General features: G+C 37.7%; 11 protein-coding genes. 10 read left to right on the top strand and 1 reads right to left on the bottom strand.

What is annotated here, in order from left to right:
- The first annotated feature begins 67 nt into the window (after positions 1 to 67).
- The 7 genes from NSQ08_RS21630 to NSQ08_RS21600 all read left to right on the top strand — a co-directional run bounded on the left by NSQ08_RS21630 (position 68) and on the right by NSQ08_RS21600 (position 7,473).
- Entirely contained in the window at positions 68 to 1,276 is a 1,209-nt protein-coding gene (locus tag NSQ08_RS21630) for an NAD(P)-dependent malic enzyme (RefSeq protein WP_161793975.1), read from the top strand.
- Positions 1,277 to 1,290: 14 nt separating this feature from the next.
- Positions 1,291 to 1,935: a FadR/GntR family transcriptional regulator gene (locus tag NSQ08_RS21625; protein WP_113734121.1), complete on the top strand. Its 645-nt coding sequence runs from the start codon at positions 1,291 to 1,293 to the stop codon at positions 1,933 to 1,935.
- Positions 1,936 to 2,120: 185 nt separating this feature from the next.
- The gene (gene accD / locus NSQ08_RS21620) at positions 2,121 to 2,990 is read left to right on the top strand and encodes an acetyl-CoA carboxylase, carboxyltransferase subunit beta (RefSeq protein WP_340778731.1); all 870 of its coding nucleotides are present in this window, start codon (positions 2,121 to 2,123) and stop codon (positions 2,988 to 2,990) included.
- Positions 2,978 to 3,952: an acetyl-CoA carboxylase carboxyl transferase subunit alpha gene (gene accA, locus NSQ08_RS21615; protein ID WP_000818787.1), complete on the top strand. Its 975-nt coding sequence runs from the start codon at positions 2,978 to 2,980 to the stop codon at positions 3,950 to 3,952. The genes accD and accA overlap by 13 nt, the downstream gene beginning before the upstream one ends.
- A 128-nt stretch (positions 3,953 to 4,080) precedes the next feature.
- Positions 4,081 to 5,040, top strand: a complete 960-nt coding sequence (pfkA, locus tag NSQ08_RS21610) for a 6-phosphofructokinase (RefSeq protein WP_002034288.1) — start codon at positions 4,081 to 4,083, stop codon at positions 5,038 to 5,040.
- A gap of 53 nt (positions 5,041 to 5,093) precedes the next feature.
- Positions 5,094 to 6,851 (top strand): pyruvate kinase, encoded by a 1,758-nt coding sequence (pyk, locus tag NSQ08_RS21605; RefSeq protein ID WP_002015497.1) that lies wholly within the window; start codon positions 5,094 to 5,096, stop codon positions 6,849 to 6,851.
- Positions 6,852 to 7,083: 232 nt separating this feature from the next.
- Positions 7,084 to 7,473 (top strand): FxsA family protein, encoded by a 390-nt coding sequence (locus NSQ08_RS21600; RefSeq protein ID WP_061673943.1) that lies wholly within the window; start codon positions 7,084 to 7,086, stop codon positions 7,471 to 7,473.
- A gap of 474 nt (positions 7,474 to 7,947) precedes the next feature.
- On the opposite strand, the gene ytvI is transcribed toward NSQ08_RS21600, so the two are convergent.
- Positions 7,948 to 9,066, bottom strand: a complete 1,119-nt coding sequence (gene ytvI, locus NSQ08_RS21595; protein WP_002143350.1) for a sporulation integral membrane protein YtvI — start codon at positions 9,064 to 9,066, stop codon at positions 7,948 to 7,950.
- Positions 9,067 to 9,486: 420 nt separating this feature from the next.
- Here ytvI and NSQ08_RS21590 point away from each other — a divergent pair, with 420 nt between their 5' ends.
- The 3 genes from NSQ08_RS21590 (at position 9,487) to icd (ending at position 12,936) form a co-directional block, all read left to right on the top strand.
- Positions 9,487 to 9,948, top strand: coding sequence for a DUF441 domain-containing protein (locus NSQ08_RS21590; protein ID WP_000625507.1), 462 nt, complete (start codon positions 9,487 to 9,489; stop codon positions 9,946 to 9,948).
- A gap of 419 nt (positions 9,949 to 10,367) precedes the next feature.
- Positions 10,368 to 11,483 (top strand): citrate synthase, encoded by a 1,116-nt coding sequence (citZ, locus tag NSQ08_RS21585; RefSeq protein ID WP_012261808.1) that lies wholly within the window; start codon positions 10,368 to 10,370, stop codon positions 11,481 to 11,483.
- 160 nt (positions 11,484 to 11,643) lie between these two features.
- Positions 11,644 to 12,936 carry an NADP-dependent isocitrate dehydrogenase gene (gene icd, locus NSQ08_RS21580; protein ID WP_340778723.1) on the top strand — a complete coding sequence of 431 codons (1,293 nt, stop codon included), beginning with the start codon at positions 11,644 to 11,646 and terminating at the stop codon, positions 12,934 to 12,936.
- Positions 12,937 to 12,940 lie beyond the last annotated feature (4 nt).

Raw genomic sequence — 12,940 nt, 5'->3', positions numbered from 1 at the left:
TGATATCAGCAAGCATAATTTGAGGAGAGTGGATAGTTTGTCAACACTTCGTGAAGAAGCACTTCACATGCATAAAGTGCATCAAGGAAAATTAGAAACTGTATCAAAAGTAAAAGTAGAAAATGCAAAAGATTTAAGTCTTGCATATTCTCCAGGGGTTGCAGAGCCTTGTAAAGAAATTTATGACGATAAAAGTAAGGTATATGAATATACAATGAAGGGAAATATGGTAGCAGTTGTGACAGATGGAACGGCTGTACTTGGTCTTGGTAACATTGGACCTGAAGCATCTCTTCCAGTAATGGAAGGTAAAGCTGTATTATTCAAGAGCTTTGCTGGTGTAGATGCATTCCCGATTGCCTTAAATACAAACGATGTAGATAAAATTGTTGAAACTGTAAAATTAATGGAGCCAACTTTTGGCGGTGTAAACTTAGAAGATATCGCAGCGCCAAACTGCTTCGTTATTGAAGAACGTTTGAAAAAAGAGACAAACATTCCAATATTCCATGATGATCAACACGGAACAGCTATCGTAACAGTAGCAGGCCTTGTGAACGCGCTGAAGTTAGTTGGAAAGAAAATGTCTGACATTAAAGTTGTCGCAAATGGTGCAGGTGCAGCAGGTATTGCAATCATTAAACTTTTATACCGCTATGGTGTACGTGACGTTATTATGTGTGACCGTAAAGGTGCAATCTATGAAGGTCGTCCTGTCGGTATGAATCCGGTGAAAGATGAAGTTGCAAAATATACAAATAAGAGTCGTATAGAAGGTTCTTTAGCTGACGTTTTACAAGGTGCGGACGTATTCATTGGTGTATCTGCAGCAGGTGCATTAACTGAAGAGATGGTTCGTACAATGAATGACGATGCAATTATTTTTGCAATGGCGAATCCGGTTCCAGAAATTATGCCAGAATTGGCAAAAGCAGCGGGCGCAGCTGTTGTTGGAACAGGTCGTTCTGACTTCCCGAACCAAGTAAATAATGTACTAGCGTTCCCAGGGATTTTCCGCGGTGCACTTGATGTACATGCGACACAAATTAATGAAGAAATGAAGATGGCAGCTGTACAGGCCATTGCAGAGCTTGTATCAGAGGATGAGTTGAATGCAGATCATATCATTCCAGCACCATTTGACGCGCGTGTAGCGCCGCAAGTAGCGGCTTACGTTGCGAAAGCAGCAATGGAGACAGGAGTAGCTCGCCGTCAAGTAGATCCAAATGAAGTCGCTGAGAAAACAAAACAATTAGCGCTGATTGGTAAAGAATAAGCGAGGAATTTCCATTGACATCATCAAATACAAAAGTATATCTCGAAATTGTAAAAAAAATCCGTTCCATTATGGAAGAGGATTGTTTAGTAGCAGGGGATCGTTTGCCATCTGAGCGTGAGTTAAGTTCACGCTTAAATGTTGGACGTTCCTCTGTAAGAGAAGCATTACGTGCGTTAGAGCTGGTAGGATTAATTGAAACGAGACGTGGTGAGGGAACGTTTATTCGAAACTTTTACGATAACGGTCTTGTACAATTAATTGCTCCGTTCTTGCTGCAAGATGAGAAAACAATTCGTGATTTATTACAAACAAAACGATTGCTTGAGAAAGATATGATTCGACTTGTATGTAATTTACCGAAAGAAACGTTTTCTGAAGTACTAAGTAAATTACACCAAGTGCTTGAAGAAAACGAAAGCTCAATTCCGGTGCTTCATCAAACGTTCTTTAAAACACTTATTGAACAATTCGATAATTATTTACTCTATCGCATTTGGATGATCGTAAATGATTACGTTGCAACTCTTTCTTGTGAAGTTTCAGGAGATTCTATCGAAATGTATAGAAAGCTTTATGCTACTTTGGAAGCGAAACAAGAAAATGATGCGTTAAAAATTTACGATGAATTAGTAGAGAATATACAGTTTCACTCGTAATGTATAAAATTTGTCGAAATGACCATGACACGTTATGACAAACATTCTACCGCATAGCGGTTAAAGTTAAACGTAAAGAGAGAGGTTATTAGACAGATTGAGAAGATAAGGCTAACATCAAACATTGGTGTTAGCCCCATTTTCTTCTTACGCTAACCTTAGCTCTCAATGAAGGGGGTCAAATTGTGCTAAGAGATTTATTCGTGAAAAAGAAAAAGTACGCTGCAATACCTTCAGAACAAGTACGAAAAGATGTACCAGATGGCGTTATGACAAAATGTCCGAAATGTAAAAAAATCATGTATACGAAAGAGCTTCTTAAAAATTTAAAAGTATGCGTGAATTGTGGATATCATCATCCGATGAATGCATGGGAACGCCTTGATAGTATATTGGACGAAGGTTCATTTCGTGAGTATGACAAAGAGATGGTTTCACTAAATCCACTTGAGTTTCCGGGATATGAAGAGAAACTAGAAAACGATCGTAAGAAGACTAAATTGAATGAAGCGGTTGTAACTGGTGAAGGAACAATTGATGACATGCTTGTTGTTATTGCAGTAATGGATTCTCGTTTTCGAATGGGCAGCATGGGCTCTGTTGTAGGAGAGAAAATTGCCCGTGCGGTTGAAAAGGCATACGACTTACAAGTTCCATTTATTATCTTTACTGCTTCGGGTGGTGCTCGTATGCAAGAAGGGATATTAAGTTTAATGCAAATGGCAAAAACAAGCGTAGCTTTGAAAAAGCATAGTAATGCAGGAGGGTTATTTATTTCTGTTATGACTCACCCAACGACGGGCGGGGTTTCAGCGAGTTTCGCTTCACTTGGTGATTACAATCTTGCAGAGCCAGGTGCACTTATCGGATTTGCTGGTAGACGCGTAATTGAACAAACAGTGCGTGAGAAACTACCGGAAGATTTCCAAACGGCAGAATTTTTACTAGAGCACGGTCAATTAGATGCGGTGGTGCATCGTGATGATATGAGAGAATCACTCCGTAAGATTTTAGAAGTTCATCAAGGGGGGGAAATGGCTGTATGGCAGAGCTAGAATTTGAAAAACCAGTTGTTGAGCTAAGAAATAAGATTCGTGAACTGAAAGACTATACGAAAAACAGCCAGATGGACTTCAGTGAGGAGATTCGTATTTTGGAAGACAAGCTAGAAAAACTAGAGGAAGATATATACGGCAATATGAAAGTATGGGACCGTGTTCAAATTGCTCGTCATGCAGAACGACCGACAACGCTCGATTATATTGAGCACTTATTTACTAATTTTTTTGAATGTCATGGAGATCGCCTATTTGGCGACGATGCAGCGATTGTCGGCGGCATTGCGAAATATAAGGGGATGCCCGTAACTGTAATTGGGCACCAACGCGGAAAAGATACGAAAGAAAATATTCGTCGTAATTTTGGGATGCCTCATCCAGAAGGATATCGAAAAGCACTGCGTCTAATGAAACAAGCGGAAAAGTTTAATCGTCCCATTATTTGTTTCATCGATACGAAGGGAGCTTATCCTGGTAAAGCAGCTGAAGAACGTGGACAAAGTGAGGCAATTGCCCGTAATTTATTTGAAATGGCGGGTTTAACTGTACCTGTTATTTGTATCGTTATCGGTGAAGGTGGTAGCGGTGGTGCGTTAGGTCTTGGAGTAGGAGATTACATTCATATGCTGGAAAATTCCACTTATTCTGTTATTACACCAGAGGGTGCGGCGGCGATTCTTTGGAAAGATGCTGGTAAAGCAAAAGAAGCTGCAGAAGCGATGAAAATTACAGCATTAGATTTGAAAGAATTAGGTGTAATTGACGAAATTATTCCAGAGGCAAAAGGCGGAGCACATCGTAATGTTTTGAAACAATCAGAAAATATAGATTTAATGCTTAAGAAAACTTTTGAACAATTAAGCGGAATTTCGAAAGATGAATTAATCGAAAAACGTTATGAAAAATATATGAAAATTGGGCAAGTTTCGTTTTCAAACGCTTCCATTGGGATAAAATAAGAAAAGCGTGCGTTCCTCTTCGCGAATGCACGTTTTTATTATGAAAAGACACATCTTCTCCATTGTGTTTTTGTATTTTTTCGTGTTATTTTATTATAAGGCAAATAATCTTTATGAGGTGAGTACAAATGAAACGTATTGGTGTATTAACAAGTGGTGGAGATTCACCTGGTATGAATGCTGCCATTCGTGCAGTTGTTCGTAAAGCGATTTTCCATGATATTGAAGTATATGGTATTTACCATGGATACGCTGGTTTAATTTCTGGTCATATTGAAAAATTAGAACTTGGTTCTGTTGGCGATATTATCCACCGTGGTGGTACAAAATTATATACAGCAAGATGTCCTGAGTTTAAAGACCCAGAAGTACGACTAAAAGGAATCGAGCAATTAAAGAAACATGGTATTGAAGGACTTGTCGTTATTGGTGGAGATGGTTCGTACCAAGGCGCAAAAAAATTAACTGAGCAAGGATTCCCATGTGTAGGTGTACCAGGTACAATCGACAATGATATCCCTGGAACAGACTTCACAATTGGTTTTGATACAGCTTTAAACACTGTTATTGATGCAATTGATAAAATCCGTGATACAGCTACATCTCATGAACGTACATATGTTATCGAAGTAATGGGACGTCACGCTGGAGATATCGCATTATGGGCTGGTTTAGCTGATGGTGCAGAAACTATCTTAATTCCAGAAGAAAAGTATGACATGGAAGATGTTATCGCTCGTCTGAAACGCGGTAGTGAACGTGGTAAAAAGCACAGTATTATCGTTGTAGCTGAAGGTGTTGGAAGTGCAATTGACATCGGTAAGCACATTGAAGAAGCAACAAGCTTTGATACTCGTGTAACTGTATTAGGTCACGTACAACGTGGTGGATCACCAAGTGCACAAGACCGTGTATTAGCTAGTCGTCTTGGCGCAAGAGCAGTTGAATTATTAATTGCTGGTAATGGTGGACGTTGTGTTGGTATTCAAAATAATAAACTTGTTGATCATGACATTATCGAAGCGTTAGCTCAAAAGCATACAATCGATAAAGATATGTATCAATTATCTAAAGAATTATCTATCTAATCGGCTTAATGCCTTGTATTTGGGAACGGTTTCATAATTTTCGGAGGTGCAATATGCGTAAAACTAAAATTGTATGTACTATAGGTCCTGCTAGTGAAAGTATTGAGAAATTAGAGCAATTAATGGAAGCGGGTATGAACGTTGCTCGTTTAAACTTCTCTCATGGTAGCCATGAAGAGCATGGAGCTCGTATTAAAAATATTCGTGAAGCTTCAAAGAAAACTGGTAAAACAGTTGGTATCTTACTTGATACAAAAGGTCCAGAAATCCGTACACATGACTTCGTAGACGGACAAGCTGAGCTTGTAACAGGTGCAGAAGTAATTCTTTCTACTGAACAAGTATTAGGAACTGCAGAGAAGTTCTCTGTATCTTATGCTGGTCTTTATGATGATGTTGATCCAGGCTCTCGTATTCTAATCGATGACGGTCTTATCGAACTAGAAGTAATCGAGAAAGCTGACGGAAACATCCGTACAAAAGTATTAAACAGCGGAACTGTAAAAAATAAAAAAGGTGTTAACGTACCAAACGTAAGCATTAAGCTTCCAGGTATCACTGAAAAAGACGTGCAAGATATCGTTTTCGGTATCGAGCAAAAAGTTGATTTCATCGCAGCATCTTTCGTACGTAAAGCATCTGATGTATTAGAAATTCGTGAATTATTAGAAGGGCATAACGCTCAATACATCCAAATCGTACCAAAAATCGAAAACCAAGAAGGTATCGACAACATCGATTCAATCTTAGAAGTTTCTGACGGTTTAATGGTTGCTCGTGGTGATATGGGTGTAGAAATTCCACCAGAAGAAGTACCATTAGTACAAAAACGTCTAATCAAAAAATGTAACGTATTAGGCAAACCAGTTATTACTGCAACACAAATGTTAGATTCTATGCAACGTAACCCACGTCCAACTCGTGCGGAAGCAAGTGACGTAGCAAACGCAATCTTCGATGGAACAGATGCAATCATGCTTTCAGGTGAAACTGCTGCGGGTCAATACCCTGTAGAAGCTGTAACAATGATGGCTAACATTGCGGTACGTGTTGAAAAATCATTACAATATGAAGATATGTTCAAAAAACGTATTAAAGAGTTCACACCAACAATTACAGATGCAATTAGCCAATCTGTTGCGCACACAGCACTTGCTCTTGATGTAGCTGCAATCGTAGCTCCAACAGAAAGTGGACATACTGCGAAAATGATCTCTAAATACCGTCCGAAATCTCCAATCGTAGCTGTAACATCTGACGAGCAAGTAGGACGTCGTCTTGCACTTGTTTGGGGTGTTCAAGCATTTATGTCTGAGAAACGTGCAGCTTCTACTGACGAAATGTTAGATACAGCAATTCAAACAGGTATGGATGCGGGTCTAATCGGACTTGGAGATACTGTAGTAATCACTGCTGGTGTTCCAGTTGCTGAAACTGGTACAACAAACTTAATGAAAATCCACGTTGTTGGTGAAAAAGTTGCTAAAGGGCAAGGAATCGGTCGTAAATCTGCAAAAGGTAAAGTAGTTGTAGCGAAAACAGCTGCTGAAGCTGTAGCGAACGTAAACAAAGGTGATATCCTTGTTACAACAAGCACAGATAAAGATATGATTCCTGCAATTGAAAAAGCTGCTGCTCTAGTTGTAGAAGAAGGCGGTCTAACAAGCCATGCAGCTGTTGTAGGTGTATCAATCGGTATTCCTGTTATCGTTGGTGTAAACGGCGTAACAACAACTTTAAAAAATGGCCAAGAAGTAACAGTTGATGCAGCACGCGGAATTGTTTATAATGGACATGCGGAAGTGCTATAAGAAGTAATACGGAGAGAAGGATCGGAGTCCTTCTCTTTTTTTTTACACAAAAAAGGATAGAGATAGCTTTAAATACCTGAAATCGCTTTGAAAAACGTTTATTATAATGTTTAGTGGGAGAGGGTTATTTGTCCTTTGTGAAGCTTGTATGAGCGTTTTAAGGGGCTTATAAGGGGTTTTGTAAGGGTGATACTTTCAAACCTTTTAAATGAAATATGAAGGAGTGCGAGCTATGAAGTGGTTACTGTTCTTACTTATTTTAGTGCCGGCGATTGAGATTGCGGTGTTAATAGGATCAAGTCATGTAATAGGTTTATGGTCTACGTTCGCTATGATTGTATTTACGGGTATTGTGGGTGTATATTTGGCGAAACGACAAGGGTTTAAAGTACTTAGAGAGATTCAATTTAGGCTAAATAGAGGAGAAATGCCGGGTGATGCGGTTCTAGATGGTATTTTTATATTCGTAGGAGGTATTCTTTTAGTACTGCCTGGATATGTGACGGATATAATAGGTTTTATCTTTGTTGTTCCTATAACGAGGGCTTTATTGAAGCCGGCAGTTATGAAGTGGATTGATTGGAAATTTAGAAAGAGAACTACTATTATTGTTCAGAAATAACGCGTAGATTATAGCGATCTACGCGTTATTTTTTTATTTTCCACTTATAGTCAATTGTTAGCTTCCTGATCGGGTTAGATTTTTGTTAGTTATTAAACGATAGGATGCAGAGGGTTCTTGTGAATGAAAAGTGTTACATTAGGATGATGTTTTTTGCTTGTAGTAAGATTCGACTAGTGAGCAGAAGTTAGACAGGAGAAGAAAAATTACTGATTAAAGGGTTCATCTGCCTTGTTTTGTATATTTATTCATTTACATAAAAAGTAATAAATGCAAGTAATAATTATAAAGTATATAGAATAAAAATGTGTTTTTGTCCTAAAATATGCGTTTTTATGCAAAAAAATAAGAGGATTATCCTTTTTTAGGAAATTCTCTTGTAGATGTAGGTAGTACAAAAAAGTACAGTGAATAATCAGTGGGAATTTCCCACTGATTACAGTTGATTTTTTATTGTGTATGAATTAGGAAATATTATTTTGATGGTGAACCCTTAATGAATTTCCATAAGTCGTGGAATACATGAGCTTTGTGTAATGTATTAAGTAGTACTAATATGACTGGACCGATGATTAATCCTAAAAAACCAAAGAGCTTAAAGCCGACAAATAGAGCGATGAGTGTCGCTAATGGATCTAGTCCAATATTAGATGAAAGTACTTTTGGCTCCATGATTTGTCTTTGGACAATCACGACGATGTATAGGATGAGAAGACCGATGGCGAATGCAGTATCGCCTGTGAAAAATACGTATATAACCCAAGGAACGAAGACGGCTCCAGTTCCTAAATACGGGAGTAAATCGACAACCCCTGTAATAATCGCGATAGTAATTGCGTATGGCACGCGTAATATTAAAAGGCCGATTAGTACAATGATAGTTGTCATAGATACGAGTGTAAGTTGCGCTTTAACAAAACCAAACAAAGCTTTTCTTAAATCGACAAAAATAGTTTTTCCGTATCCATGCAAACGATTAGGTAGAAGTTTTCTTACTTTATGAGCAAGACGGTGCCAATCGTAACTAATGAAGAAGGTGGCTAATAAGACGAAGACAAGGACAGTTAAAGTTGTTGGTAATGCACTAATGAAATTTGTTAACCCACTTATAATGGCGGTTAAAAGTTCTTTCATTTGTGTCGTTGCTTCGGTGCCTAAGTTTTGAATGTTTTGTGTAATAGTGTATCGCTGTGGTTCTCCGAGATGATTAAATTTAGAGATTAAATCATCATAGAGAGGCATAATATGATTAAGTGCAAATTGTTGGGCGAATGCAACGATATCTGGAAACTTAACTGTAACAATTTGTAGTAAGTACGTTGTGGCAGATATTGCTTCAGTTACAAGGTATGTAACAAGTCCAACGATAGCTCCGAATACGAGAATTAAGCTAACGAGTACCGCTAATGCGCGAGGGAATTGTAGTTTTTGATTAAGGAAATTGACGACAGGATTAATCAAATAAGCGAATGCAAAAGCGATAATAAAAGGGTAGATAAGGCCTGACATGTACAGCAATGCATAGAACCCAACTACCGTTGCTACAATGACAAACATGAGTCGTAATATCATATATAGTAAGTTTCGGTTCAAAGATGTATACCTCCCATTCCAATTTGGATTATCCTAATTCGTTCAACTTATAACTAGTGAGATTCACTGATCAAAGTTTCACTTTATGTTATAGTGGAATGATGGATTTTTCCTGCTTTTTCAATATATGAGTGACCGGAAAAGCTTGGTGTTGATGCTTCTACTATATGGTAAAAACTTCATTTTCTCTTCTTTTTATTTTACCTGTTTCTTAATAGAAAAGAAAGGAGAGACGACCGTTTTTAAAAATGTATACATGCTTAAATTTTTGATGGTTAGAGTTTCAGTTTGTCATTTTAAAATATGAAAAAAATGAAGTGGTTATTGTTGCATATACATCGATATAGCATGTATAACGATAGGTTTAAAGGTATTTTTGTTTGGAAGCGAGTTCATTATTTTCAGAAAGGAAGTGCAAACATGATTAGTCAGTCAACGTTATTTTTATTCATACTACTTATTATAGGACTTATTGCTAAAAACCAATCGCTTACTGTAGCTATTGGAGTGTTATTCTTATTGAAATTTACGTTTTTAGGAGATAAAGTCTTTCCTTATCTACAAACGAAAGGGATTAACCTTGGTGTAACAGTCATTACAATAGCAGTGCTCGTACCGATTGCGACAGGGGAAATAGGCTTTAAACAACTCGGAGAAGCAGCGAAATCGTATTATGCATGGATTGCTTTAGCCTCAGGTGTGGCGGTCGCTTTGTTAGCGAAAGGCGGCGTACAATTATTGACGACGGACCCACATATTACAACCGCACTTGTTTTTGGGACAATTATAGCTGTAGCTTTATTTAATGGAGTCGCTGTAGGTCCATTAATTGGGGCTGGAATTGCCTATGCAGTTATGAGTATTATACAGATGTTTAAATAAGGAATTTTATAGTAATATAAAATTTTTGAATTCTTTCTGTTCACAAAAGTCAGATAATTGTTTATAATAGGATTAGAAACTTTGAAAAGTTACATAACAGCAGAGACTTTACACCAGATAAAATAAAAACAACATAAAACAATTTTATAATGATATTGTTTTATGTTGTTTTTATCATAAACTCTTCGGAATTCATTTTCCTCACTAACTTGTTGTTCTGAGCGTGAGGATTCGGGGAGACATTCACGCTCATGCTTTCCATGTAAGCAATGGACAATAAGAGGGGAACATCGCAATAAATTTGCATGAACGTGCATTTTGCTTGCCTAAAGAGTGAACGAGCGTTCATAATTTATAAGGGGAGCAAATAGATATAAGGAGCAAGGTTGGGAGAATTTTCAGGAAAAGGAGAGAATGTCATGACTGTTATTCGAGGTTTAGAAGGGGTAGTAGCAACAACATCATCTGTGAGCTCTATTATTGATGATACATTAACTTATGTTGGGTATAATATTGATGATTTAGCTGAGAATGCTACGTTCGAAGAAGTAGTGTACTTATTATGGCACCGCAAGCTTCCTAACGAAAAAGAACTAGCGGAATTTAGTGGAACAGTATCTGAATACTATAAGGTACCAGGTGAGGTTTTAACATATTTGAAACAAGTAGATTTAAAAATCGCGCACCCGATGTCGGTTTTACGAACTGCGATTTCCATGCTATCATTATATGATGAGAGCGCTGAAATAATGGATGGAAAGTCTAATTATTTGAAAGCGGTTAAATTACAGGCTCAAGTCGGAACTTTAATTGCGGCTTATGCAAGAATTCGCAAAGGTTTAGATGTTGTTGAGCCAAGAAAAGATCTATCATTAGCTGCAAACTTCTTGTACATGTTAAATGATCGTGAGCCAAATGAAGTTGAAATTGAGGCTTTTGATAAGGCACTTGTACTTCATGCCGATCATGAGTTAAACGCTTCTACATTTACTGCACGTGTTTGCGTAGCTACACTTTCAGATGTGTATTCTGGTATTACAGCAGCAATCGGTGCATTAAAAGGTCCTCTTCACGGCGGGGCAAATGAAAATGTAATGAAGATGTTAACTGAAATTGGCGAAGAAGAAAATGTAGAATCATATATTCATAATGCTCTTCAAAATAAAGTGAAAATTATGGGATTTGGTCATCGCGTATATGAGCATGGTGATCCACGCGCGAAACACTTACGCGAAATGTCTAAGAGATTATGCGTGCTTTTAGGAGAAGACAAATGGTATAATATGTCTATCAAAATTGAAGACATTGTAACAAAAGAAAAAGGTCTTCCACCAAATGTTGATTTCTATTCAGCTTCTGTATACCATTGTTTAGGAATTGACCATGACTTATTTACACCTATCTTTGCAATTAGCCGTATGTCAGGCTGGTTAGCTCATATTCTAGAACAATATGAAAACAACCGTTTAATCCGTCCGCGTGCTGATTATGATGGACCGACACATCAAGTGTACGTTCCGCTAGCGCAACGATAAGCGAAAAACACTATTTTGATAGTGAAAATACGCTTTCAAAAGTCTGATTTTTTTGGGAAGATGTAATGATTAGAATATTTAAATTTGAATAACGGTTTGAACTGAGGGGTTATTCCCTCAGTTTCATACATATGAAATTTCAAACATGGGGGTTATCACATTGACGACAGGTGAAAAAATTACTGTAACTAATGGTGTTATGAATGTACCAAACAATCCGATTATTCCATTTATCGAAGGAGATGGAATTGGTCCTGATATTTGGGCTGCAGCATCTCGCGTAATAGAAGCAGCAGTTGAAAAAGCTTATGATGGTGAGAAGAAAATCGTTTGGAAAGAAGTGCTTGCAGGGGAAAAAGCATTCAACCAAACAGGCGAGTGGTTACCAGAAGAGACTTTAAATTTAATTCGTGAATATTTAATCGCAATTAAAGGTCCACTTACAACTCCAGTTGGTGGTGGTATTCGTTCTCTAAACGTTGCGCTTCGTCAAGAATTAGATTTATATGTATGTCTACGTCCAGTTCGTTACTTTGAAGGTGTTCCTTCACCTGTAAAACGTCCGGAAGATACTGATATGGTTATTTTCCGTGAAAATACAGAAGACATTTACGCTGGAATTGAATATGCACAAGGTTCTCCAGAAGCAGAAAAAGTTCTTGCTTTCTTAAAAGAAGCAATGGGTGTTAATAAAATCCGCTTCCCAGAAACATCAGGGATTGGTATTAAACCAATTTCAGAGGAAGGGACAAAGCGTCTTGTTCGCGCTGCAATTCAATATGCAATTAACGAAAAACGCTCTTCTGTTACATTAGTTCATAAAGGAAACATTATGAAATTTACAGAAGGTGCTTTCAAAAACTGGGGTTACGAAGTAGCGGAACAAGAATTCGGCGACAAAGTATTTACTTGGGCTGAATATGATCGCATTGTTGAAAAAGATGGAAAAGATGTAGCGAATAAAGCGATGGCAGACGCAGAAGTGGCTGGGAAAATCATCGTAAAAGATTCTATTGCAGACATCTTCTTACAACAAATTTTAACTCGTCCACGTGAGTTTGATGTTGTTGCAACAATGAACTTAAACGGAGACTACATCTCTGATGCACTTGCTGCACAAGTAGGTGGAATTGGTATTGCACCTGGTGCAAACATTAACTATGTGACTGGACATGCTATCTTTGAAGCTACACATGGTACAGCTCCAAAATATGCAGGTTTAGATAAAGTAAACCCATCTTCAGTTCTTCTTTCTGGTGTATTATTATTAGAGCACTTAGGATGGAACGAAGCTGCGAATTTAGTAACTGATTCAGTTGAGAAAACAATTGAATCAAAAGTAGTAACTTATGATTTCGCACGCTTAATGGAAGGTGCAACAGAAGTGAAATGTTCTGAGTTCGCTAATGAACTTATTAAAAACATGGATGTAGCGATAATCAAAAACGCATAATTAA

The organism is Bacillus sp. FSL E2-8887 (genome assembly GCF_038007205.1).
Lineage (GTDB): Bacteria > Bacillota > Bacilli > Bacillales > Bacillaceae_G > Bacillus_A > Bacillus_A mycoides.
This window is presented reverse-complemented; position numbering and strand designations above follow the sequence as displayed.